Below are 23,948 nucleotides of genomic sequence, written 5' to 3'. Positions count from 1 at the left end.
AGCGCGAGCGGAAGATGGATGCTTCGAGCAGCGACCGCCGCTCGAAGCACCACGGTGAACATCGTGGTGTTCACCCCGTTCCCATGGAGGGAAGCGCCTATGCTGGGATGGTTAGGATTTCTCGCGGGCAGCGCCTTTGGCGCGTACGACATCGCCTCGGTCGAGGTCACGCGACCGCATCCATTGCTCGAGAGGGTGGTCTACGAAGTAGACGCCGGGGACAGCCCCCTCGATCGATTCTCGATCATCCACGTGAGCAAGCGCGGGGCCGGCCACGGCTGCAGCGAGCCCGTGATCCTCTTCAGCCCCTTCACATTTCCGGGCGAATTCTACGAAATCAGCGAGTCCGGGCGGTACGCGAAGTCCGCTGCGGGCGAGCTCGCCATGGCCGGCCACGACGTCTGGCTCGTCGACCAGCGGAGGACCGAGCTCCCGCCCGGCGCGTGCGAGTCTGGCGCCGCCGATTGCAGCGTGATGGCCGACTGGAGCTTCGACACCCTCTCGAACGACGGGCTCTTCGCTCTCGCGCTCGTGCGCTCGCAGAACCCCGGCGCGCGGCCCGTCATCGGCGGATTCTCCGCGGGCTCCAACACGGCCATGGCGCTCGTCAATCGCGCGCCCCGCGCCTTCTCGGGCGTGTTTCTCTACGAGGGCACCTTCTACACCGAGGATCCGGAGATCGCCGCGCACAACGACGTGATCTGCAGCAACCTCGAAGGGGCGCTCGCCGCGGGCTCGACCTACGATCCCAGCATCGCCGTCCTCGGGCTCGCATTGCGCGGCGCCGCCGCCGATCCTCAGGGCGCGTTTCCTCTGCCCATCTTCCCCCCGGGCACGACCAACCAGCTCGCCATGCTGCTCGTCTTCGGCGCCCCGCCTCCTCCAGGCGCGCTCGCCCCGACGCCGTCGTTCGTGCGCACCGTCGCCGATTTCGAGACCCAGAGCCTCGTCTATAGCGACCAGTCCCGGCTCGAGCTCGTGGGCCCCCTCTTCGACAACTACGGCTCCCTGGCCGCCGTCCGCGATCTCGCCTGCGGGCTCTCAGGACGCGACTCGAGCCACACGTCAAACCTCTCCGCCTTCCGCGGCGATGTGCTCATTTACGTCGAGGGCACCGGCTTCGGCCCCGCCATGTTCGACACCGCCGGCCTCTTCGATCGTGCCGCATCGGTCACCATCGATCACAACCCCGAGCTCGGCGAAGCGGACGTGTACTTCAACGTCCACTGGAAACAGACCTTCCTTGCCCCCTTCACGCGCTGGCTTCGCCAGAAGATTTAAGCGCTCGTACTGAAGACGTTTCGCGCTCTCAGGTGTGCGCCGACATGTTCGCTCAAGGCATGTATCGCGACGCGCCACGCGTGGAGAACGACGCATTCCGATCAGGGGCGTCAGATTTTCAACATCATATCTCCGCCGATCTCGCGCCCATAGCACCTCGACATCTCGGAGCCGGAGCGAGTCGCGGAGCGCCCCCCTTTTCTTATCCAACGGGTGCCAAGGCGGTGAGCGCCGGGGTGGGGGTGTGCGCGGCAGCGCGCGGGGGGCGCGCTGGAGCACCGAACGAGGTGCCATAAGGTCCCAGCAGGCACCACGTCCCAGGCGCGCCTTATGTGGCGCGCAACGAAACGTCTCAGAAGGCAGGGCCCGAAGTGAGACATGCCGGGCGGTGTTTCATGCGCAAGCTCCCCCGCCCCAGTCTTGGCGGATGGCCAGCGCCCCCCGCGCGCTGCCGCGCACACCCCCACCCCGGCGCGTGCCCCCCGGATCCCCCGTCAGTCGTCTCGGGACCAAGGCATCAGCCCGGTCGCCAGGCACTTCACCGCCGCCGCCAGCTCGATCGGCTCGATCGGCTTGGGCACATGCATCTGGTAGCCGGCCGCGAGCGCCCGCACCCGGTCCTCGGTTCGCGCGTACGGCGTCAGCGCCAGCGCCGGCGTGCGCCCCACCTTGCGCGGCAGCAGATCCCGCACCCGCCGGATCAGCGAGTACCCGTCCTCCCCCGGCATCCCGATGTCGACAACGAGCAGCGCCGGCTCCGACGTCTCCAGCAGCTTCAGCGCCTCGTTGCTCGACGTCGCCGTGCTGACCTCGGCCCCGCAGCGCCGCAGCACCGCCGAGAGCATCGCCAGCGTATCGGGATCGTCGTCCGCGATGAGCACCCGCACCCCGGTGAGCCGCGGGAACGGGTTGCGCGGGTCCGGCGCGATACCCGCGTTCGTGAGCGCCGTCGCGGTCGCGCCCGTCGAGAGCGGCAGCTGCACCGTGCACGTCGTCCCGCGCCCGGGGCCGGCGCTCGTCACGCGCACCATGCCGCCGTGCAGCCCGACGATGTGCCGCACGATCGACAGCCCCAGCCCGAGCCCCCCGTGCCGGCGCGCGCCGCTGTTGTCCTCCTGCCGGAAGCGCTCGAAGACGTGCGGGAGCGAGTCCGCCGAGATGCCCTCGCCGTCGTCGATCACCTTGACCTCAGCGAAGCGCTCGTCCTGCGAGAGCTGCACCTGCACGAGCCCCCCAGGGCGCGCGAACTTCACCGCGTTCGAGAGCAGGTGCCACACGACCTGCTGCAGCCGCGCAGGGTCGCCCTCGACGAACACGCCCTCCGGATCGAGCCTCGTCTCGATCGCCACGCCCTTGCCCGCGGCCGACGGGAGGATCGACTCGACCGCCGTCTGCACCGGCAACGTCAGCTCCACCGCGAGCCGCTCGATCTTCAGCGTGCCCGTCACGACCTGCGACGCGTCGAGCAGCTCGTCGATCAGCGTCACCTGGTGCTCGGCGTTGCGCTCGACCGCCGACAGCGCCCGCGTCTCCGCGACCCGATCGAGCGAGCCCGCCTGCATCATCCTCGCCCAGCCGAGGATCGCGTTGAGCGGCGTCCGCAGCTCGTGCGACACCGTCCCGAGGAACTCGTCCTTCAGCCGGTTGGCGTCCTGCACCTCACGGTAGAGGCGCGCGTTGTCGAGCGCGAGCGCGGCCCGGTGCGCCACCTCCTCCGCGAAGGCGACGTCGGACCGCTCGAAGAACCGGCCCGACTCCGACGACACGAGCGAGATCGCGCCGAGGATCCGCCCGCGCGCCCGGAGCGCCACCACGAGGTACGAGAGCGGCGCGAGCGTCCGGTTGGCCGTGGCCTCCTCGCTCGTCATCGCCTCGTTCAGCAGCACGTCCCCGCGGACGTCCGCGTAGAGCTCCGACCGGCCCGTGCGCAGCACGCGCGCCACGGGGCCCGGCTCGCCGTCGACCCGGCTCGGGTGGAAGTACCGGAGCAGCGGCTCCTTCAGCGGGCTCACGTGCGCGGCCGCGACGTGGCGCAGGCCGAGGCCGTCGTCGATGTCGATCAGGCAGAAATCGGCGAGCACCGGCAGGACGAGCCGCGCGAGCGACTGGAGCGTGGCCGTGAAGTCCAGCGACGCGGCCAGCGCCGTGCTGAGCTCGGCCAGGAACGCGAACCGCCGCGCCGCCTCCTCGGCCTCCGCCCGCGCCGCCTGCACCCGGATCAGCCGGGCGCGCTCCTCCTCGGCCCGCTTGCGATCGGTGATGTCGCGGTGGATGCCGACGAGGAACAGCGGGCGCCCCTCCTGGTCGTGGACCGCGTACGCCGTGATCTCGATCGGCACCTCGGAGCCGTCGCGCCGCACGCACGGGACCTCGCCGACGAAGGTGCGCGCGTCCTCGATCTGCTGGAGGATCCGGGCCGTGCTCTCCTCGCGGACGTCCTCGCGGTGGAGGAGCGCCATGCTCTTGCCGACGATCTCCTCGGACAGGTAGCCGAAGATCGACTCGGCCTCGCCCATCCAGTACCGGATGTTGCCCTCGACGTCCGTGACGAGGATGGCCTCGGGCATCTGCTTCAGCACCTCGTGCGAGAGGTGCATCGCCTCCTCCGTCTGCAGCGCGGAGAGGCGCGCCCGCTCGAGCGCCTGCGCGCTCTGCTGGACCAGCGCGAGCATGAACGCCCGGTCGTCCTCGGAGAACGACTGCGGCGCCGAGAAGCCGAACCCCACGGCGCCGAGCACGCGCCCCTCGAGGAAGAGCGGGATCGCGGCGTACGCGCGCTCGCCCGTCGCGACGCAGCACGACGCGAAGCCCGGCTCGAACTCGCCGAAGCGCTCCTCCGACTCGAGGAAGATCGGCTGCCGCTCCCGGACCGCGCGCGCGAGCGGCAGCTCCGCGCCGAGGTCGAAGCTCTTGAAGCGCGCGATCTGCGCCTCGAGGTAACCCGTCGAGCGCACCGTCTCGAGCTCGCCGCCGAGCCCGGCGCGCAGCGCCACCACGCCGGTCATCGCCCCGGCGGCCGCGACGACGTCGCTCGCGAGCACGCGGAGCACCGCGGGCGGCGTGATCGCGTCGGACAGCGCGGCCGTCACCGCGAAGAGCCACGCGGCCCGGTCCGCGCTCCGCTCCGCGGCGTGGCGCGCCTCCTCCGCCTTCCGGTAGAGGTAGGCGTTGTCGAGCGCCAGCGCCACGCGGTGCGCGAGCTCGGCCGCGAGCACGAGGTCGTCCGCGGAGTAGATGCGGTTCGACTCCGAGACGCCGAACGACAGCACGCCGAGCTTGCGGCCGCGCGCGATGAGCGGCACCGCCATCGCCGACCGCGTGCCGAGCTGCTCCAGCGCGGCGGCGCGCTCGGCGGCCTCGTCGCTCTTCTCGCGATCGAGCTCGTGCAAGAGCTCGGACTCGCCGCTGTGCAGCACCTTGGCGATGCCGAGGCGCTCCTCGGCGTCGGGCGAGATCGCGCGCAGGAGCCCCTCGCGCTCGGGGTTCACGTGCTTCGCGGCGACGCGGCAGAACCGCTGCCGCGTCGCGCCCGCATGGCCCGCGCGATCGGAGCCCGCCGGGTCGGAGTCCGCGGCGGCGCGCTGGCGCCGGGCCGCGTAGATACCCGCCACGGGCGCAGGGTCGAACCCGTCCGCCCCGGCCACGAACGTGGAATCGCCGTCCGACGACGGCGGAGGCGGCGGCACGGAGCCGACCAGGCCCATGGCGTCCGCGGCGCCACGCTCGATGAGATCGACCGTGCACCAGTCCGCCAGGTAGGGCACCGACAGACGCGCGAGCCGCTCGAGGATCGTATGAGGGTCAAGCGATCCGGTGAGCTGCTCGCTCGCGTCCGCCAGGAACATCAGCTCATTATGGATCGCCCCTCCGCGGGGCGGCTTCAGGACCTGCCACGTCATGGCGGTCTCGCTAGGGTTGCCTTCACGCTCCATGTGGTCGCCGGCGGCCCGCATCGTAGCGAGGGCCGATCGCAGAAGCCAGCGGCGCAGGAGAGAGCGCGGCGCCTAACCGTCGGCGGCGAGCCGCGCGCGGGCGCGGTGGACCAGCGCCTGGACGGCCCTGTGTGACTCGTCGCGCACCTCGCCGACGTCCTGGCCTACCGTGGCGATGGGCGCGCCGACCTCGAGCGCCACCGGGATACGTCGCGCACGGCTCACCCGGGCCATGTGCGCCGTGAACGACTCGTCGACGTAGGAGGACTCGGCGCCGCCGTACACGAGCCCCACAGGGACGATCTCCGCGCCAACGCGGCACGCCGCGGTGAAGCCGCCCGCGCGGAACGGCCGCACCTCATCTCCGGAGAACGTGGTCCCTTCGGGGTAGACCATCACACCACGGCCGCCCTTGAGCGCGGAGCACATCGCCTGGACGACCGCAGAGCCGCTGCGCTTGCTGGATCGGTCGACGAAGAGCGTTCCGACGCGGCGCGCCGCCATGCCGATGACCGGCCATCCGGCGAGGTCGGCCCGGCTCACGACCGTGGCCTCGAAGAAGGCGAGCGTGATCATGATGTCGAGCGCGGAGCGGTGGTTCATCACGAACAGCCGACCGAGCCCAGCGGCGTCGCGCCCGGGACAATACCCGGCGCCCACCGGATCGGCCGCGCCTGCGGCGCGCCCTGCCGCGAGCTCATCACGGACGAGACCGCCCGCACGCGCATCGAGTCCGTAGAGCTTCAGGAGCGCGCGCCCATACCGGCGCATCCATGTGTGGAGGACCACTTCGCGGTCGGCCGCGGGCGAGATCGCGGTGTCGACCTCGAGCAGGCCGTACATGCTGAAGGTGAGGCCGACGAAGCCGGCCGTGCGGAGAGGGAAGCGGAGGGCGTCGAGGGGACGAGCGCTGACCATGCGTCGGATGTCCTGCCCGTTCGGGGCGATCGTTCAACCAGGGCTTCGGCGAGGCGGAGGCGCGGGGCGCGCCCCGGATCGCGCGCCGAGAGCGCCTGCCGGCGGTACCCTATTTCACGCTTGCGCTCGGAGAAAGCGCCGTCACCCGCCCGTGGCGGGAGCTCCCTCGAGCAGTCGCTTCAGCACGTCGTTCACGACGGCCGGGTTCGCGCTGCCCCCCGTCTTCTTCATGATCTGACCGACGAAGAAGCCGAACAGCGCGGTCTTGCCGGCGCGGTACGCCGCCGCCTGCTTCTCGTTCGCGGCGATGACCGACGCGGCGACGGCCTCGATCGCGGCGGCGTCGCTCATCACGGCCATGCCCTTGTCGCGGACGATGTCGCCGGGCGCCCGGTCCGTACCGGCCATCTCCATGTACACCTCCTTGGCCTGCTTGCCGCTGATCGCGCCCTCGTCCACGAGGCGGAGCAGCGCGGCCACCTGCCCGGGGGCGACCGGGAACGTCGCGGAGAGCCCCGTCGTCCGGGTGTCGCGCAGCACCTCGCCCTGGACGAAGTTCGCGACCTTGACGGCGTCGCCGTGGAGGCGCGCGGCCTCCTCGAAGAACGCCGCGATCTGCGGGTGCCCGGTCAGGACCGACGCCGCGTACGGGGTGAGGCCGAGCGACTCGGTGAAGCGGCGCCGCTTGTCGACCGGCGGCTCCTGGAGCGCGCCGCGCACGTCGGCGAGGAACGCCTCGTCCACGACGAGCGGCGGCAGATCCGGCTCGGGGAAGTAGCGGTAGCCGGACTCGTTCTCCTTGTCGCGGAGGAGGTACGTCTCCTTCTTCTCGGCGTTGTACCCGCGGGTCTGCTGCCGGACGCGGCCGCCCTGCTCGATGAGCGCGATCTGCCGCCGGATCTCGAGGTCGATCGCCTCGGCGACGAAGCGGAACGAGTTGATGTTCTTGAGCTCCGTCCGCGTGCCGAGCTTCGCCTCCCCCACCTTGCGGACCGAGACGTTGGCGTCGCAGCGGAAGCTGCCCTGCTCGAGGTTGCCGTCGTTCACGCCGATGAACATCAGGATCTCGCGCAGCCGCTTCAGGTACTCGGCCGCCTCCGCGCCCGAGCGGAGATCGGGCTCGCCGACGATCTCGATGAGCGGCGTGCCGGCGCGGTTGAGATCGACGACCGACAGGCCGCCGATGCCGTGGAGGTTCTTGCCGGCGTCCTCCTCCATGTGGACGCGCGTGATCCCCGCCCGCGTCTTGCCCGCCTCGGTCTCGATCTCGAGCTGGCCGCGCAGCGCGAGCGGCCGATCGAACTGGCTGATCTGGAAGCCCTTCGGCAGGTCGGGGTAGAAGTAGTTCTTCCGCGCGAAGACGCTGCTGTCCTGGACGGCGCAGCCGAGCGCGAGCGCGGCGCTCACCGCCATCCGGACCGCCTCGCGGTTCAGGACCGGGAGCGCCCCCGGGAGGCCGAGGCAGACAGGGCACGTGTGCGTGTTCGGCGGGTCGCCGAAGCTGGTCGCGCAGCCACAGAACGCCTTGGTCCGGGTGAGGAGCTGCGCGTGGACCTCGAGCCCGATGACCGCCTCGAAGGAGCCGTACGTCGTCGCCATGACCCGGCCTTCTAGCAGAACCAGGCGCGGGCGAGGGGCCTCCGGCGAGGCCGGCTCAGTGATCCGCGTGGTCGCGCGAGAGGCCAGGGTGCGTCGGATCGCCCGGCTCGTGGCGCGTGTTCGCCGTCAGCCGCGAGCCCGAGCGATCGGAGAGGCTCATGAGGAGATCGCGCCTGTAGATGAACTGCTCGCGCGAGTCGTAGGGCACCGCGTGGAGGCCTGTGTCCATCCGGATGGCGTCGACGGGGCACGCCTCGACGCAGAAGCCACAGAAGACGCAGCGGAGCTCGTCGATGACGAAGCTGCTCGGGTACCGCTCGTAGCCTTTCCGCTGATCGCCGTCGGGGTACTCGGCCGGCTCGATCGCGATGCACTGCGCCGGGCACGCCGTCGAGCAGCAGAGGCACGCGACGCAGCGGGGCGAGTTGTCCTCGCGCAGCGTGAGCCGGTGGATGCCGCGGAAGCGCTCCGGGTAGGGGCGCTTCTCCTCGGGGTAGCTGATCGTCGTGACGCCCGGCTCGAGCGCGTGCAGCACCGGGTCGGGCTTCTGGCCAAGCACCATCTCCTTCGTGTTCTTGAAGAAGTGCTTCATCGTGATCCCCAGGCCCTTGACCATCTCGGGGATGTAGGCCTGCACGTCGGCGCTCCGGACCGGGCGCGGGATGGGCTTGCCAGCGACCGGCCTGCCGGCCGGCTTCGTCCACGTGTTGCTGGGGGTAGCTCTCGCCATGAGATCCTCCTCTACGCCTGCTGCGGCGACGCCTTGGTGCCCCCCGCCGCGGCGGTGAACCGGGAAGAGGTGGAGTTGACGGTACGCTGGCGCTCGACCGGCTCGAGGAGGCCGGCGATCAGCGCCACGACCGCCGCGAACCCGCCCAGGGCGACGAGCGCGTGGGTGACGTCGCCCGCGACCTGGAGACCGCTGACGAGCCCCGCGGGCGCCGAGTCGACGGCCAGCACGATGATGCCCGTGACCATCATGTTGACGATCGTGAGCGGCAGGAGCTTCGTCCACCCGAGCCGCATCACCTGGTCGTAACGGAAGCGCGGCAGCGTCCAGCGGAAGAAGACCTGCACCCACCCCATGAGGATCGTCTTGCCGAAGAACGCCAGCACGTAGGTCAGGCTCACGGCGAAGTGGGTCATCTTGTACTGGAAGAGCGTCGCGTCGCCGAAGGCGATGTTGATGCCGTCGCGGTCCAGGAACGGCAGGTGGTAGCCGCCGAAGAAGAGCGTGACGAGGAGCGCGCTCGACGTGATGAGCTCCACGTACTCGCCCGTCATGAACATGCCGAACTTCATCCCGGAGTACTCGACGAAGTAACCGGCGACGATCTCGCTCTCGCCCTCGGGCTGATCGAACGGGATGCGCTTCGTCTCGGCCGCGAGGGCCGCGAGGAACAGGACGAACGCGAGCGGCTGGACGAAGATCCCCCACGCGTGCTCGGCCTGCCACTGCACCATGTCGCCGAGCCGGACGCTGCCGTAGATGATGAAGAGCCCGACGACGCTGAGGCCCATCGCGACCTCGTAGCTGACCATCTGGCTCGCGGCGCGCAGGCCGCCGAGCAGCGAGAACTTGTTGTCGCTGGCCCAGCCGGCGAGCGCGGCGCCGATGATGCCGGTGCCCGCCATCGCGAAGATGTAGAGGATGCCGACGTTGAGGTCCGCGACCTGGAGGTTCACGACGTGGCCGCTGCACGTGAACGCCTGGTCGACCGTCCGCTTGAGAAGCGGGAGGTCACCGAAGCCGAAGACCCCGTCGCCGTTGTCCTCGAAGCAGAGCTTGTCGCCGAACGGGATGACCGCGAACGTCACGAGCGCCGGGAACATCGCGAGCAGCGGCGCGAGCGAGTGGAGGAGCCGGTCGGCGTTCTTCGGGATGAAGTCCTCCTTCCAGATCATCTTGATCGCGTCGGCCGCGGCGTGGAGCGTGCCGAGGAGCCGCAGCGGGATCTTGCCCTCGGGCACGCGCAGCGCCGCGTAGGCGCCCGTGACGAGGAGCAGCGCGCCGAGCAGCACGCACGCGATCCGCGCGACGACGGGCGCCGCCGAGAGCGGGACCGCCTGCGTCAAAAAGAAGACCGCGAGGTGGGCCATGACGCCCCCGTAGAAGATGTTGCGGGGCTCGACGCGGGCGAGCGCCTCCTCGGCCGGGTTGATCGGGCCGCCGCTGCGGGCCGACGCGCAGAACACGATCAGCCCGAGCCAGGCCACGGCCACCGCGAACTGCGCGGCGGCCACCATCGTCTCGGCCGCGGCCGGCGCGGACGCCGGGCGCGTCGCCGTGAACACGGAGAGCGCCGCGAGCAGCGCCGGGGGGAAGAACACGATGCCCCGCACCACCAGGGACGGCAGGTAGACGACCGCCCGGTTCGGGCCGACGCGGTCCTGCACCATCGCGCCCTGGCGCCGGTCGGCCCAGGTGGCGATCGCCGCCATGTTCAGCAGGAACAGGACGACGATGAGGATCTTGACGATCGCGAGAACGAGCTCGACGCTGGTCATGCCGTGGCCTCCGTCTTCTTCGGCTCGACCCGCGCGCCGTCGGCGACGGCGGGCGCCGCGCCGAGCGCCGCAGCGGGAGCGGCTGCCCCGGCTGGCCCACCAAGCGCCGCGCCGGGCGGCATCGCGCGGCGGAGCTCGGCCAGGGTCTTCCACCCGGTCTCGTACCCGAGCGCGCGCCCGAGCCGGCCGATGAGCTCCCAGGCCGGGCGCGCGTCGCCGTGCGGGAGCAGCGCCCGCTCGCTCCGCTGCGCCAGGCCCTTGCCGTTCACGTATGTCCCCTCGGCCTCGGCCCAGGAGCACGCCGGCAGGGCGACGCGCGCGGCCTTCGCGAGCGGCCCCTCGTGGGCGGCGATCGTCACCACCCCCTTCAGCCGCGAGAACGCCCGCTGCGCCTCGCCCGCGTCGACCTCGAGGTCCGACCCGAGGGCGACCACGTACGAATACTGCCCGGACGCGATCCCCTGGAGCAGCTCCGCGACCGGGCGCGGCGGGGTCGCCGCCGCGATCTGCACGGCGCCGCGGGTGTTCGGGTTCTTGTCCTCGCTGATGAGGATCTCATCGCCCTGGCCGAGCGGCTTGCCCGACACGAAGAAGTCGGTCGCGCCGAGGTACGTCGTGGCGAGGTGGTAGAGCGCGAAGTTGTCCTCGTTCGAGTGCTGCGCCGACAGGACGATCGCGACCTTCGCCGGGTCGTCGTCGTGGCCGGCGAGCTGCTCCTTGGCCGCGGCGAGCGCGTCGTCGACGCTCGCGTCGTCGTTGCCGACGAGCGCCGTGAGCAGCCGCCCATCGACCGCGTGCCGGTACGAGAGCATGCCCTCGTCGCACATCCAGTACGTGTTGACCGCCATGTTCTCGCGGGGGCGGTGCCGGTACGGCGTGTTGTTGCGCGGATCGTAGTCGAGGTAGGCGTTGCAGCCCGTCGCGCAGCCCTGGCAGACGGTCCGGGCGCTGCGGAGGAACCAGACGCGCGCCTTGAACCGGAAGTCGCGCGACGTGAGCGCGCCGACCGGGCAGACGTGCTCGGTCATGAGCGTGTAGTTGTGATCGAGCTCGCGCCCCGGCGAGACCGTGATCTCCCCGAGGTTGCCGCGCTCGCGGACGGAGAGCACCGGATCCCGGGCGAGCTCGTCGCAGACGCGGATGCACCGCGTGCAGACGATGCAGCGCTCGGCGTCGTACACGATGGTCGGGCCGAAGGTGACCGCCTTCGGCTTGTGCACTGGCTCCTGCCGCATCCGCTTGCCCTTGCGCTGGTGCTCCAGCCAGTAGTCCTGGAGGCGGCACTCACCGGCCTGGTCGCAGATCGGGCAGTCGACCGGGTGGTTCAGGAGCAGGAGCTCCTGCACCGCCGAGCGCGCCTCGGACACGTGGTCGCTGTTGTCGGACAGCACCTCCATGCCGTTCGCGCAGGCGATCTGGCAGGACGGCTGGAGCTTCGGCTTCGCCGCCGGCACGTAGTCCTGCTTCGCCGCGTCCCAGCGGAGGATGTCGAGGCTCATCGCCGGCCGCCCCGGCGGCGGCAGCACCTCGACCAGGCACATCCGGCAGTTGGCGGCGACGCTGAGGCCCGGGTGCCAGCAGTAATGGGGGATGTCGATCCCGGCGCGGTGCGCCGCGCGGATGATCGTGTCACCGCTCTCGAAGGGGATCTCCCTTCCGTCGATCTTGATCGTAGGCATCGTGCTCTCGATTCCCGGCGGGGCCGCGGAGGGCCCTTGCTTTCCTAAGTCGATGACGGGAGCGCTCCTCGCGCCGTCGCTAGTGGTCGCACTCCCCGCCGATCATGTTGAGGGAGCCGAAGGTCGGCACGACGTCGGGGATCATCAGCCCGGTGATGAGCTGGGAGAGGCCCTGCGTCGTGGCGAAGCACGGCGGACGGATGCGGACGCGGTACGGCGTGCCGCTGCCGTCGGACACCAGGTAGAAGCCGAGCTCGCCGTTGCCGGCCTCGGTGTACGAGTAGCACTCGCCCGCGGGCACCTTGATGCCCTCCATGACGATCTTGAAGTGCTGGATGGTCGCCTCGATGGTCGTGTAGACCTCCTCCTTCGGCGGCAGCACGATGCGCGGATCGTCGATGTTGACGGGCCCCTCGTCGGGCATCTGCTCGAGCGCCTGCTCGATGATCCTCCCCGCCTGGCGGATCTCCTCCTGGCGGCACATGAACCGGTCGTAGTTGTCGCCCCGCGTGCCGACCGGAACGTCGAACTCGAAGCGGTCGTAGACCATGTACGGGTTCGCCCGGCGCACGTCGTAGGGCACGCCGGTCGCCCTGAGCACGATGCCGGTCCAGCCGAGCGCGAGCGCGTCCTCCTGCGAGATCTGCCCGACGCCGTCGAGGCGATCGAGGAAGATGCGGTTCTTGAGGATGAGCTTCTCGGCGTCGTTGATGAGCGCGAGCACGCGCGCGAGGCCCACGCGGACCATCGCCTTGAAGTCGGCCGTGGGCGGCCGCGCCATGCCGCCGACGCGGCCGAAGCTGTGCGTCAGGCGCGCCCCCGTCTCCTCCTCGAAGATCTCCCAGAAGATCTCGCGCGCGCGGCACAGGTAGAGGAACGGCGTGAAGGCGCCGAGCTCCATGGCCATGGCGCCGCTGCAGATCATGTGATCGCAGATGCGCGCCATCTCGCCGAGGATCACGCGGTAGTACTGGCAGCGCTCGGGGACCGTGACGCCGAGCATCTTCTCGACCGCCAGCGCGAAGCCGACGTTGTTGAGCATCGGCGAGACGTAGTTGAGCCGGTCGACGTACGGGAAGACCTGCGACCACGTGCCGCGCTCGCACATCTTCTCGAAGCCGCGGTGCAGGTAGCCGATCTGCACGTCAGCCTTGTTGATCGTCTCACCGGACAGCTCGAGCACGATGCGCACCGTGCCGTGCATCGCCGGGTGAGACGGCCCCATGTTGAGGAGCATCGGCTCGCTCGGTAGGTCGAGCTCCGCCTCGTCCAGCTCGCGATCCAGGGGTTCCATGGGTCAGCTCCGCTCCTCCAGCGCGCCAGCGCGCTTGCCGTTGCTCACGGCCTCGTCTCCGTCGATCGACGCCCCGGGGCCACTCCGCGCGAAGTCGTGCGACTGGCGGCCGAAGCTCATGCCCTCGTCGGGGCCGAACGGCGGCAGCTTGCCGGTGTTCGGCACGTCCCGGAACGGGATGAGCGGCTGGATGCGGTTGGCCGGATAGTCCTTGCGCAGGGGGTGCCCCTCGAACTCCGGGTACATCAGGATGCGCCGGAGATCCGGGTGCCCCTTGAAGACGATGCCGAGCAGGTCGTAGCACTCACGCTCGAACCAGTTCGCGCCCTTCCACACCGGGACGATCGAGTCGATCTCGGCGCCGTTGCCCTCCTCGTCGCCGACACGCGCCTTGATCCGGACGCGGTGGTTGCGCTCGAGCGACCGCAGGTGGCAGACCACCTCGAAGCGGGGCACGTCGCCGCGCCAGAGGTAGTCGACCGCCGTCAGGTCGACGAACATGTTCATCAGCGTGCGCGGGTCGTTGCGGAGGAACAGGGCGGCGTCGCGCCACACGGCGGGATCGAGCACCGCCGTGTCGTCGCCGAACTGCGAGTGCGTCTCCAGGACGGCGCCCGGGAACTGCGCCGTGAGGAGCTCCAGGACCTTCTTGCTCATGGCAGGCTCCTCTCCTTGCGCTGGAGGGTGACGAGGTGCTCCGTCGTCTGCGCCGGGTCCTCGCGCGGCTTGACGATCGCCGGCGTGCGATCGCCGCGCGCGATCTTGTCCTGGAGCAGCATGAGGCCGTCGAGCACCGCCTCGGGGCGCGGCGGACAGCCGGGCACGTAGACGTCGCAGGGGATGACTTTGTCGATGCCGGCGACGGTCGTGTAGTTGTCGTAGAAGCCGCCGCACGAGGCGCACGTGCCGAAGGCGAGCACCCACTTCGGGTCCGCCATCTGCTCGTAGATGCGGCGGAGCGCCGGCGCCTGGCGCTGGCTGATGGTCCCCACCACCCAGAGCAGGTCGGCCTGGCGCGGCGAGAAGCGCGGCACCTCGGCGCCGAACCGCGCCATGTCGAAGCGCGGGCTCGCCATCGCCATGTACTCCATGCCGCAGCACGCCGTCACGAACGGGTACTGGAACAGCGAGTACTTCTTCGCCCAGTTCAGCAGCGCGTCCACGCGCGTGGTCGCGAAGCCGTGCTCGGAGCCCTCCATCACCCGCGTCGAGGGCCCACCGGCCTTCATTTCTCCCATTCCAGAGCTCCCTTCTTCCACACGTACACGAGCGCCACGACGAGCAGCGCGATGAACGAGCTCATCGTCGCGAGGCCCGTCCACCCGAGGGAGCGGAACTGGACCGTCCACGGGTAGATGAGCACCGCCTCGATGTCGAACACGACAAAGAGGATCGCCGTCAGGTAGAACTTCACGCTCGGCTTGACGAATCGCCCGCCCGTCGAGTCGCTGCCGCACTCGTACGGGATCATCTTCTCGGGCGTCGGGTTCCTCGGGCCGAGCAGCGACGTCAGCGTGAACATCGCGAGCGCGATGATCGCGGCGACGAGAAACAGCAGGAACAGGGGGATGTAGGTGGCCATCGAGAGAGCACTCCTACGTGTCGACCCCCTGGAGGGGTCGACCATCTCGCCGAGGCGCGCTGCGTCTCGGGGCGAGACCTCGGGGCCCGCGGCCCCGAACCATGCAGTCCAAAAAGGTGAGAGCGACGCGGCGATGCTGCCTGAAACAGCAAAAATCCGAGCGATCCCGGCTTAATCCGCGCCGGATCTAGTCGGCCGCCGCGGGGGTGTCAATGGAGGCGGACGGTCAACCTACGGGCAGCGGTCGGTCAACGCGCGGGCCGCAATCCTAGGAGCGGTTGGCGGCCAGGACCAGCCCTCGCCACGCGGTGAGCGCCGTCCCCAGGGTGGCCTCGATCTCCCGGATCTCCTCCACCATGTCGGCGTCCGCCACGCCCACGCTCCGCGCCTCGCGGACGCAGGCGAGGGCGGCGACGAACTTCTTGCGCTGCACGAACGCCCGCGCGAGCAGCGGCCAGATCTGCTTCGGCGGGGCCCCGAGGTTGGCGGCGCGCCGGAGGGGGCCGATGGCCTCGCCGGCCCGGCCGTCCTCGAGCATGGCCTCGCCCAGCCGGCGGAAGATGTCGCCGGCCGCGGCCCCGTCGTGCGCGTACTGGACGGCGAGGCGCATGACCTCCTCGCCCTGGTGCTCCTCGCCGAGCTTGACGCACGCGGTGCCGAGGAGGCCGAGGCCCTTGGCGATCAGGCTGCGGGCGTCCGGGGTGAGCATCTGCCCCTCGGGCGTGCGCAGGAAGATCGCGAGCGGGGCCGGCCAGGTGCCGAGCAGCTGGATCACCTTCGGGAAGTCGCCGCGCTGCGAGGCGACCTCGGCCTCCGCGACCTTCGTGAGGTCGATGGCGGAGCGCGCGCCGGCCGAGGCGCGCTCGAGCTCGTCGCGCACGTGCGAGCGGATGCGGGCGCGGAACTCGTTGAGCTCGTGGGTCTCCTCGATTCCGTCGCGCAGGAGGAGGAGGCGCGAGGTCTTCCCCTCGACCGCGAGCTTGCGGAGGCTGTAGCCGTAGAGCGGGGCGAGCAGCAGGTAGCGGACGCCGATGTGGAGCTGGATGCCCTCGAGGTCGGTGTCCCGCTCGGGCGCGGGCGGCGTCGTGTCCTCCGTGAGGAGGGCGCCCACGAGGCGGTGGCGGAAGTCCGCGAGCGTGAGCCGCTGGACGTCGCCGTCGATATCCTCCTCGCCCGGCGGCGCGATAACGAAGTCGACCAGGGTGTTGTCCGGGTTACGGCGGTCGACGGTGAGCGCCGTGATGCGGGCGCCCGTAATCATCGAGAAGGCAAAGAACGCCTCGCCCACGATCTCGCAGAGCGCCTGGAAGCTGCCGATTCCGTCGCCTATGCGCTCGAACCAGCCGTCGGTCCGAACGGCATCGAGGGAGAACACGCGTTCCTTTGGCATGGTTCGACCCGGATCACAGGGGCGCGTCCCGGATGACGGGCGCAAGTCCCAAGGGGGCCGAGACTCGCACGGGCGGGCGCCGCTCTCAAGAAAACTCCTAGGGCGTGCGCGTCGACGCGCCGACGCGCACGCCCGCGTCGCTCACCGACGAGAGCGCTGGCCGCCTTCCATGGCTCCCCGTTGCTCCCCATCGCTCCCCACCGCTCCCCATCGCTCCATGCCGGTCCACCTGCCCCCACGCGCGCCGATCCGCTCCTCCCCTCCCCAGCCCATGGCCCCGAGCCCCCAGCCGGGGGCCGCCGCGACGGCCGACCCGCCACAGCGTCCGTGCCTCGCAGGGTCGAGCCGCCCCGCTCTCCGCTCCCCGCCGGCCGAGGGGTCGCCGAGCGGGGCGCGCCCGCTCAAGGGGCAGCGGCGATGTTGAGGGTGAGGTTGCCGGAGGCGGAACGCCGGCTGTCGCCGATGATCGTGATCACCTGCCCTGCCGTGAGGGTCACGGTCACGCGCGAGCTGACCCTGTCCGTGTTGTCGTTGCACGCGAGCTCGGGGCCGGAGCAGCTGTCGCCGTCGTGCACATGAAGGACAGTGTCGAAGTTCGACGACAGCGTGTCGATGACGTAGGTCCCGTCCGCCGGCGCGACGAAGCGGTAGACCCTGTCGTTGCCGCTCGACGGGACGCAGCTAGGTGTGGCCGAGTTCGGCTGGTACAGGGTGGAGCCCGTCGTCGTCTGCGGGACCGTCGAGCCGAGATCGATGGGGTTCCCGCAGATGCCATCCCCCTGGAACAGGCTGATGTTGAGCGTGAACGCGCCCGTGGCCTCAGGTTTGGCGCCATCGACCACGACGACGCTCTCCTGCCCCGCGGCGAGCGGCACCACGACCCGCGATTGGATGCCCGTGGCGTTGTCGTTGCAGCCGAGCACCGCGCCGCCGCACGTGCCGGCGTGCACGTGGACGACCGTGTCAAAGCTCGATCCGAACGTATCGAAGACGTACAATCCCTCGGCCGGCGCCGTGAAGCTGTACGCCAGCTCTTCGCCGCCAGGCATGCCGCACGGCGTGCTCACGTAATCGCCGGCGCCGACGGTCGTCCCACTCACGGTCTGCGGGACGACCGACTCCAGCGCGTTCGCCGGGCACGGGGGGGCCGGGGTGCCGCTCACGTTGAGCGTGTACGCGCCGTGCTTCCCGGACGCGCCGTCCACGACCACATACGCCGTCTGCCCCTGCGCGAGGGGCGTGGACACCTGCGATTGGTACGAGCCCCCCGCGTCGTCGTTGCACCCCAGCGAGGTGCCCGTGCAGCTGCCGTCATGAACGTGGAGCACCGTGTCGAAGGTCGAGCCGAGCGTATCGAATGTATACCGGCCTGCGATGGGCGCCGTGAAGCTGTAGCTGACCTCGGGGGAATTGCCCATGGCGCAAGTCGGCTGGAGGACGCCGTCGAGGCCTGACGTGTAGCCCGTGACGGTCTGCGGGTAGGTGGAGCCGAGATCCCGCATGGGGCACGTGGGCGGCGCCCACTCGGCGACGTTCAGCGTATAGGGCCCACGCGCGCCCTCGAAGCCGTCGATGACCGCCACGACCTTCTGGCCGGCGCTGAGCTCCACCGTGGCGCGCGACTGTGACCCTTCTCCTGAGTCGTCGGAGCAGGTGAGCACGTCGCCATCACACGCGCCATTGTGCAGCTCCAGGATCGTATTGAACCCGGAGCCGAAGGTATCGAATACATACTTCCCTGCCGCCGGCGCCGTGAAGACATAGCTCGCGTCGGGGCTGTCTGCAGCTCCGCACCTCGGCCTGATCGCGTCGCCGAAGTGCTCGGTGTTGCCGGTGAGCGTCGTCGGGAGCGCAGCGTCGATCACCCACCCAGGGCACTTCGGCGGATCGGCCTTCGCCATGTTGAGCGTGAAATCACCCTCCCCTCCGTCGAAGCCGGTCACGACGATGAGCACCGGCTGGCCCGCCTCGAGGACCGCGCGGACCCTCGATTGCTTGACCCCGGTGTTGATGTCATCGTTGCAGGCGAGTTGAGCGCAGGTGGTCGCTCCCAGCACCCCGATGGCCGTATCGAAGGTGGACCCGACGGTGTCCAGCGTGTATGTCCCCGCCTCGGACGGCGTGAAGCGATAGACCCGCTCCGACGAGGCGGCGGCCACGCACGCGAGATCGTAGTTCGTCTCGCCGCTGATGGTGGTCCCCGTGACCGTCTGCGGGAACGTGTTGCTGAGCTCGTCATACGTCCCGAGGACGCAGGTGCAGGCGCCTGCCTGGCATAACGCCCCTCGCTCGCACGCGACGCCGCAGGCGCCGCAGTGGAGCTGGTTCGTCTCCAGATCGGCGCACGCGCCATCACAGTCCGCGAGACCGGCAGGGCAGGTGCAGGCGCCATCGACGCACTGCTGGGCAGGCGCGCAGCTGGATTCACACTCGCCGCAGTTGAGCCTGTCGCTCAGCACATCCACGCAGGCGCCGTCGCACTCCGTGAGGTCGCCCGCGCATGCGCAGGAGCCGTCCGCGCAGACGTACCCCTCGGCGCACTCGACGTCGCAATCGCCGCAGTTCCGCGGGTCGGTCTCGAGGTTCACGCATCTGCCTGAGCAGTCGGTCTGGCCTTCTCTGCACTCCTCCCCGCCCCCAACGCCGGCTCCTATACCGCCGCCGCCCTCGCCGCCGCCGCCGCCCTCGCCGCAGCGGCCCTCCACGCAGAGCTGCCCCTCTTCGCAGGCGTCGCCGCACGCGCCGCAGTGCTCGGCGTTCGCCTGGAGCTCGACGCACTCTCCATTGCACCGCGACAGCCCCTCGGCGCACTCGCTCGACGCGTTGGGGCTCTCCGCGCAGGACGCCGCGAGGACAACCCCCGCCGCCAGGAGCAGCGCGGCGGACGACAGGGCGGGCCTGGGGCGCAAACCGGATCTGTTCATAGCCATCCTTGGGGGGTGCCTGGCCGTTCGAGGCGAGCGGAGAACGAGGCGCGCGCCAGGATACGCCTACGGCCGACGTATCCGCAACCGGCGGGGGTGCTCGGCCAGCGCGAGGTTCGGCTGGCTGCGCGCAGGTCGAGCCGCGGCCCAGACCGCGCTCGCCGCGCCGCGGAGAGGCGCCCTCGCGGGCTCGACGCAACAGACGCCGTCGTCAGGCCGGCTCCAGGGCACATCCGGCGCGGACTCAGAGCTTGGCGATCTTCAGCGTGAAGTCGCCGGACGCTCCATTGTACCCGTCGACCACCACGGTGATGGTCTGATTGGGGGCGAGATCGATCTTTACCCTCGACGCTCGTGAGTCGGTCAGATCGTCGTTGCATTGTTGCTCGGTGCCGCCGCAGCCATCGGTGTGGACATGAAGTACGGTGTTGAACGACGAGCCGATCGTGTCGATGGTATAGGTGCCGCCGATCCGGGCGGTGTAGGTGAACACCGCCTCCGGAGAGGTCACGGACGCTGCGGACACGCATTTTGGCCTCACCGCGTCGGGCTGGCCGCGCGTGGTGCCGGTCCTGGTGAGCGACAGCGCCGATCCGAGGTGGATCGCCGTCGCGCACGTCCCCGGGCCGGTGAACCGGTCCACCTGGAGCACGTAGTCGCCGGAGCTCGTGCCGCTGCCGTCGACGACGACGAGGACGGTTTGACCGGCGGTCAGGCTGAGGGCGATACGCGACTGCTTACCGTCCATGTTGTCGTTGCACCCGAGCGACGTCCCCGTGCAGCTCTGGTTCAAGATCTGGAGTACGGTGTCGAAGCTCGATCCGAACGTATCGAAGATGTAGAGCCCGTTTTCCGGCGCGGTGAAGCGGTAGATCATGTCTGGAGCATTCGAGGAGCCGCAGGCCGGGCGAACGGACTCGGGCCGCTCCGCGGTGCTCCCTGTCACGAGCTGCGGGACGGCGGAGCCGAGATCGATCGCCGTCGAGCAGGTGCCGCCGCCGGAGAACGGCGCGATGTTGAGCGTGAAATCGCCCGACGCGCCCGCGGCGCCGCCGTCCACGAGGAGGACGATCGTCTGCCCCTGGGCGAGCTCCAGCGTCACCCGCGACTGCTCGCTTCCCGGCGCGTCGTTGTTGCACGCGAGCACGGCCCCGGAGCAGCTGCCGTCGAGGACGGAGAGGACCGTGTCGAAGCTCGATCCGAACGTATCGACGACGTAGGTGCCGGCCGCCGGCGCGGTGAAGCTGTAGGTCACCTCGCCGGCGCCGCCGCTGCCGCAGCTCGGGCGCAGGACGTCGGCCGCATCCGCGGTGGTCCCCGTCACTGTCTGAGGCACCGTCGACCCGAGATCGAGCACCGGGCACGGGAGGACGAAGGTCTGGCTCACGTTGAGCTTGAAGGCGCCGGAGGCGACCGCAGCGTAGCCGTCCACGACGACCGAGACGGTCTCTCCCTCGCTGAGCGTCACCTTCACCTGCGATTGCCGGCCAGAGGTGTCGTCGTTGCACGCGACGCTCTCGCCGCTGCATGTCCCTTCGTGGACGTGCAGGACCGTGTCGAAGGAGGAGCCGAAGGTATCGAAGGTGTAGAGTGCGGTCGCCGGCGCGGTGAAGGCATAGGTGGCCTCGGGGCCGCTGTTGCTGGTGCAGGGCGACGGGAGGGCGCTCACGCGATCCGGGATAGCCGTGGTGCCCGTCACCGTCTGCGGAAACGTGGCGTCGAGCGTGAACTCCGGACATGGAGGCGGCACGTACTCGGCGACGTTGAGCGTGAATGGCCCGGCTCCGCCGTCGATGCCGTCGACGACCGCGACCACCGTCTGGCCCTCGGCGAGGTTCGCGACGAGGCGCGACGTCGCGGCGCCCATGGCGTTGTCGTTGCAAGCGATCACCGTCCCGGAGCAGGACCCCCGGCGCAGCTCGAGGACGGTATCGAACGTGGAGCCGGACGTGTCGAAGATGTACCTGCCAGCGCGCGGCGCGGTGAAACTGTAGCTCGCGTCGGGGGTGTCGATTGAACCGCAGCCCGTCGAGACGGCGTCGCCGAGCCCCCAGGTGTCCCCGGTGACGCTCTGCGGGAGAGCCGTCGCGAGGGTGCCGAGCGGGCACGCCGGCGGCGCGATCCGGTCGAGGTGAAGGGCGAAGTCGCCTTGCGCGCCGTCGTAGCCCGAGACGACGACGAGGACGCTCTGCCCTTCCTCGAGGGCCACCGAGGCGCTGCCCGTCGGGGCTTTCCCGCGATCGTCATTGCACGCGAGCTCCTCGCAGGCGTCGAAGTCCAGGACGCCGATGGCGGTGTCGTAGCTCGATCCGGCGGTGTCGAACTTGTACCTGCCGGCCTCCTCCGCCGTGAACCTGTAGACGAACTCGGTCGAGCCGGCGGCCATGCAGGTGAGCGAGAAATAGGTCTCCGCGCCGACCGTGGTGCCCGTCAGGAGCTGCGGGACCGTCGAGCCGACGTCCTCGTAGTCGCCGACGGCGCAAGCGCACGCGCCCTCTCGGCAGAACAGCCCCGGGGCGCACGCCGCGCCGCAGGCGCCGCAATGCGCCGGGTCGACGGCCAGATCGACGCACCTGCCGCCGCAGACCGCGAAGCCCTCGTCGCAGACGCACGTCCCCCCCACGCACGCCTCGTGGAAGGGGCAGCGGGCCTCGCAGGTCCCGCAATGCAGCCGATCGCTCTCCACGTCCACGCAGCCGCCGCCGCACTCGGTGAGGCCGGAGGCGCAGCGGCAGGCGCCGCCCTCGCACCGCTGTTCGGCCGCGCATTCCTGGCCGCAGCCCCCGCAATGGGCGGCGTCGGTGTCGAGGTCGACGCAGCCGCCGCTGCACGCCACGAGGCCGGGGGCGCACAGCCCGCCGCCCGCGCCGCCCGTCGAGGCCGCGTCCATGCCCCCCGCTCCGTCCACGCCCCCGCCCCCCGCCCCGCCGATGCACACGCCCGCCTCGCACCGCTTCCCGCTCGCGCAGACGCCGTCGCAGCCGCCGCAGTGAGCCGGATCGGCCTGCGTGTCGAAGCACGCTCCCCCGCACAGCGTGAGGCCGTCATCACACGGCGCGGCGGCCGAGTCCCCCGCGCAGGACGCGGTAAGGGCGGCAAGGGCGACGAGCGCCGCGACCGTCAGCCAGAGCGCCATCGACGACAGCTCGAATCTGGCGCGCAATCCGGGGTGACGCATGAACATCCTTCGGCGGACAGGCCGGCCACCGCGTGGCTCCGAGAGATCCGGCGTCGAGGGTACCCCTCTTCGCTTTCGTTCTGCAATCGGACGTCAGGCGGCCGGGAGATCCGGCATCGGAGCGGCCTCGTCGGATGTCGGCTGACGCGCCTGGATGGCCTCCAGCGCCACAGCGCCCGTCTCGGGCCCTGGCGCGTCTTCGGCCTGCAGATCGGGGCCGAGGAAACGAGCGATCGGCTCGAAGAGCTCGACGCCGGTATAGGCGCCGACGGCCAGATCGCCGTGACCGTAATCTTCTCGCGCTCCGAAGTCGCGCCCGAGCACGAGAAAGCGCTTCGGCGTCTCCGGGCGATCGCGCGCCCACGCGTCGAAGGCCGCGCGCACCGCCGAGGCGGGGGCTATCCTGTCGGCGCTGCCTGCGATGAACAGGGCCGGCGCCGCGACCGAGGCGAGGCCGTCCAGGGCCCTCTCGCCGTCCACGCGGATCTCCCCGTCGCTCGCCATCCAGGCGGCGAAGTCGGCGTTCAGCGCTGCAGGGATGTCTTCGATGCAGTTGACGAGCGCGAGCCGTGTGACGCCGGGAGGCACGTTGCGCGGGTTGGCCACGGCGTGATGGATCGGCGTCGGCAACCACTCTGACGCGAACGCGACGCTGCGTGCCATGAGGCGGAGCGGGACGCCTGGCAGCAGCCGGCCCGGCAGGAAGCGCATGAGGCGCACCGGCGTGCTGATCCGGCCAGGCGAGCCGACGATGACGACGCGGCGGACCCGATCGCCGGGGACGCTCCGGCCAAGCGCGGCATAGAGGAGCATGCCACCCATGGAGAAGCCGACATAATCCAGCGAACGGGCGCCGGTGCGCTCCAGGATCGCCTCGATGGCGCAGGGAAGATCGTACCGGACCATGGCGGAGAACCGGACGCTGCGGCGCTCGGCGCGGGTGAGGAGGCGGCCGCTGCGCAACGTCAGCAACCACACGTCACGTCCGAGCGTGGCGAGGTGGCGAGCGAGCGAGTAATCGGGGTGGATGTCCTGGTTCCTGTGGTTCGCGGCGAGCCCATGGACCAGCAGGATCGGCGGCAGGTCCGGCTGCGCCTCCGCGCCGTCCGGCCGGGGGACGCGGCGGATCTCGATCGGCGCGCCATCCTCGGTCCGCAGCACCTCTTCCACGCTGTACTCGAGCGGCAGCGTCAGCCGCTTGACCCAGTAAAGGAGGTGCGCCCAGAGCCCGATCGCCGCCAGCACCGCGAGCGCCAGCGCCACCAGGAGGGTTGCCCCGAATGTCCAGACCATACGGTCAATCTACCTGCTGGCGCTGCTTCCGCATGCAAGCAACCTCGACATTCTTTTTCACCAGGATGGACGGAACACAGGCCAGCCGCTCGTCGAGGCCGCAACCCGGTTCGCTCGTCTGGATGATCATGAATCCATGGGAACAGCATGTTTCACAATCATCTCCCGCAGCGCGTGAAAAAGTCACACAGCGCTCCGGAAGCCACTCCACCCCATCGAGCCGGACAGCGCCTGGGGCGACTGCCCCTGGCGGAAACGCACGTTGGCAACGGCTCGTTTTCCCTGGGATTCACGTCTCGCAAGGACATGACCATGTGCCCAGGCCTACCGCGGCGCGAGATTGAGAGCTCCAGCACAGGCGTGCACAAAG

The 23,948-nt window shown here is 70.3% G+C and carries 16 protein-coding genes; 1 reads left to right on the top strand and 15 read right to left on the bottom strand.

All coding sequences use genetic code 11. The annotated features are described in order from the left end of the window. Positions 1-99 precede the first annotated feature (99 nt). The gene (locus WME79_RS02725; protein WP_437531493.1) at positions 100-1,281 is read left to right on the top strand and encodes a hypothetical protein; all 1,182 of its coding nucleotides are present in this window, start codon (positions 100-102) and stop codon (positions 1,279-1,281) included. Positions 1,282-1,775: 494 nt separating this feature from the next. Here WME79_RS02725 and WME79_RS02720 read toward each other — a convergent pair whose 3' ends face one another. From WME79_RS02720 to WME79_RS02650, 15 genes are all read right to left on the bottom strand, one after another. Next, positions 1,776-5,180 carry a GAF domain-containing protein gene (locus WME79_RS02720; RefSeq protein WP_437531491.1) on the bottom strand — a complete coding sequence of 1,135 codons (3,405 nt, stop codon included), beginning with the start codon at positions 5,178-5,180 and terminating at the stop codon, positions 1,776-1,778. Positions 5,181-5,285: 105 nt separating this feature from the next. Then, on the bottom strand, positions 5,286-6,131 hold the full coding sequence (locus tag WME79_RS02715; protein WP_437531489.1) for a lysophospholipid acyltransferase family protein: 846 nt from the start codon (positions 6,129-6,131) through the stop codon (positions 5,286-5,288). 141 nt (positions 6,132-6,272) lie between these two features. Continuing rightward, positions 6,273-7,730 carry an Asp-tRNA(Asn)/Glu-tRNA(Gln) amidotransferase subunit GatB gene (gene gatB / locus WME79_RS02710; RefSeq protein WP_437531487.1) on the bottom strand — a complete coding sequence of 486 codons (1,458 nt, stop codon included), beginning with the start codon at positions 7,728-7,730 and terminating at the stop codon, positions 6,273-6,275. 55 nt (positions 7,731-7,785) lie between these two features. Further along, positions 7,786-8,460 carry a NuoI/complex I 23 kDa subunit family protein gene (locus WME79_RS02705; RefSeq protein WP_437531485.1) on the bottom strand — a complete coding sequence of 225 codons (675 nt, stop codon included), beginning with the start codon at positions 8,458-8,460 and terminating at the stop codon, positions 7,786-7,788. A gap of 11 nt (positions 8,461-8,471) precedes the next feature. Beyond that, positions 8,472-10,238 carry a complex I subunit 1/NuoH family protein gene (locus WME79_RS02700; protein WP_437531483.1) on the bottom strand — a complete coding sequence of 589 codons (1,767 nt, stop codon included), beginning with the start codon at positions 10,236-10,238 and terminating at the stop codon, positions 8,472-8,474. After that, on the bottom strand, positions 10,235-11,917 hold the full coding sequence (locus tag WME79_RS02695) for a 2Fe-2S iron-sulfur cluster-binding protein (RefSeq protein ID WP_437531481.1): 1,683 nt from the start codon (positions 11,915-11,917) through the stop codon (positions 10,235-10,237). Before WME79_RS02695 ends, WME79_RS02700 begins: the two co-directional genes overlap by 4 nt. A 79-nt stretch (positions 11,918-11,996) precedes the next feature. Next, positions 11,997-13,211, bottom strand: a complete 1,215-nt coding sequence (locus tag WME79_RS02690) for an NADH-quinone oxidoreductase subunit D (RefSeq protein ID WP_437531479.1) — start codon at positions 13,209-13,211, stop codon at positions 11,997-11,999. Between the two features lie 3 nt (positions 13,212-13,214). Continuing rightward, complete coding sequence (locus WME79_RS02685) at positions 13,215-13,868, bottom strand: NADH-quinone oxidoreductase subunit C (RefSeq protein ID WP_272097621.1); 654 nt, start codon at positions 13,866-13,868, stop codon at positions 13,215-13,217. Next, entirely contained in the window at positions 13,865-14,410 is a 546-nt protein-coding gene (locus WME79_RS02680; RefSeq protein WP_437301525.1) for an NADH-quinone oxidoreductase subunit B, read from the bottom strand. The genes WME79_RS02685 and WME79_RS02680 overlap by 4 nt, the downstream gene beginning before the upstream one ends. A 26-nt stretch (positions 14,411-14,436) precedes the next feature. Next, positions 14,437-14,793 (bottom strand): NADH-quinone oxidoreductase subunit A, encoded by a 357-nt coding sequence (locus tag WME79_RS02675; RefSeq protein ID WP_437531476.1) that lies wholly within the window; start codon positions 14,791-14,793, stop codon positions 14,437-14,439. A 268-nt stretch (positions 14,794-15,061) separates the two neighbouring features. Further along, positions 15,062-16,168 (bottom strand): hypothetical protein, encoded by a 1,107-nt coding sequence (locus WME79_RS02670; RefSeq protein WP_272097618.1) that lies wholly within the window; start codon positions 16,166-16,168, stop codon positions 15,062-15,064. A gap of 416 nt (positions 16,169-16,584) precedes the next feature. Further along, complete coding sequence (locus WME79_RS02665; protein ID WP_437531474.1) at positions 16,585-19,107, bottom strand: MXAN_6577-like cysteine-rich protein; 2,523 nt, start codon at positions 19,105-19,107, stop codon at positions 16,585-16,587. A gap of 244 nt (positions 19,108-19,351) precedes the next feature. After that, on the bottom strand, positions 19,352-22,285 hold the full coding sequence (locus tag WME79_RS02660) for an MXAN_6577-like cysteine-rich protein (protein WP_437531472.1): 2,934 nt from the start codon (positions 22,283-22,285) through the stop codon (positions 19,352-19,354). A 93-nt stretch (positions 22,286-22,378) separates the two neighbouring features. Beyond that, the gene (locus WME79_RS02655; protein WP_437531470.1) at positions 22,379-23,578 is read right to left on the bottom strand and encodes an alpha/beta fold hydrolase; all 1,200 of its coding nucleotides are present in this window, start codon (positions 23,576-23,578) and stop codon (positions 22,379-22,381) included. 4 nt (positions 23,579-23,582) lie between these two features. Continuing rightward, positions 23,583-23,708, bottom strand: coding sequence for a hypothetical protein (locus tag WME79_RS02650; protein WP_437531468.1), 126 nt, complete (start codon positions 23,706-23,708; stop codon positions 23,583-23,585). Positions 23,709-23,948: the final 240 nt, after the last annotated feature.

This window comes from Sorangium sp. So ce726, from assembly GCF_051521405.1.
In the GTDB taxonomy this organism is placed as follows: domain Bacteria; phylum Myxococcota_A; class Polyangia; order Polyangiales; family Polyangiaceae; genus Sorangium.
Note: the sequence above shows the minus strand (reverse complement) of the source record. Positions and strands in the feature narration are given on the sequence as shown.

What these genes read in the sequence shown, in the direction of transcription:
- WME79_RS02725 (WP_437531493.1), top strand. Translation starts at nt 100, where the DNA reads ATGCTGGGATGGTTAGGATTTCTCGCGGGCAGCGCCTTTGGCGCGTAC.
- WME79_RS02720 (WP_437531491.1), bottom strand. Translation starts at nt 5,180, where the DNA reads ATGACGTGGCAGGTCCTGAAGCCGCCCCGCGGAGGGGCGATCCATAAT.
- WME79_RS02715 (WP_437531489.1), bottom strand. Translation starts at nt 6,131, where the DNA reads ATGGTCAGCGCTCGTCCCCTCGACGCCCTCCGCTTCCCTCTCCGCACG.
- gatB (WP_437531487.1), bottom strand. Translation starts at nt 7,730, where the DNA reads ATGGCGACGACGTACGGCTCCTTCGAGGCGGTCATCGGGCTCGAGGTC.
- WME79_RS02705 (WP_437531485.1), bottom strand. Translation starts at nt 8,460, where the DNA reads ATGGCGAGAGCTACCCCCAGCAACACGTGGACGAAGCCGGCCGGCAGG.
- WME79_RS02700 (WP_437531483.1), bottom strand. Translation starts at nt 10,238, where the DNA reads ATGACCAGCGTCGAGCTCGTTCTCGCGATCGTCAAGATCCTCATCGTC.
- WME79_RS02695 (WP_437531481.1), bottom strand. Translation starts at nt 11,917, where the DNA reads ATGCCTACGATCAAGATCGACGGAAGGGAGATCCCCTTCGAGAGCGGT.
- WME79_RS02690 (WP_437531479.1), bottom strand. Translation starts at nt 13,211, where the DNA reads ATGGAACCCCTGGATCGCGAGCTGGACGAGGCGGAGCTCGACCTACCG.
- WME79_RS02685 (WP_272097621.1), bottom strand. Translation starts at nt 13,868, where the DNA reads ATGAGCAAGAAGGTCCTGGAGCTCCTCACGGCGCAGTTCCCGGGCGCC.
- WME79_RS02680 (WP_437301525.1), bottom strand. Translation starts at nt 14,410, where the DNA reads ATGGAGGGCTCCGAGCACGGCTTCGCGACCACGCGCGTGGACGCGCTG.
- WME79_RS02675 (WP_437531476.1), bottom strand. Translation starts at nt 14,793, where the DNA reads ATGGCCACCTACATCCCCCTGTTCCTGCTGTTTCTCGTCGCCGCGATC.
- WME79_RS02665 (WP_437531474.1), bottom strand. Translation starts at nt 19,107, where the DNA reads ATGAACAGATCCGGTTTGCGCCCCAGGCCCGCCCTGTCGTCCGCCGCG.
- WME79_RS02660 (WP_437531472.1), bottom strand. Translation starts at nt 22,285, where the DNA reads ATGCGTCACCCCGGATTGCGCGCCAGATTCGAGCTGTCGTCGATGGCG.
- WME79_RS02655 (WP_437531470.1), bottom strand. Translation starts at nt 23,578, where the DNA reads ATGGTCTGGACATTCGGGGCAACCCTCCTGGTGGCGCTGGCGCTCGCG.
- WME79_RS02650 (WP_437531468.1), bottom strand. Translation starts at nt 23,708, where the DNA reads ATGATCATCCAGACGAGCGAACCGGGTTGCGGCCTCGACGAGCGGCTG.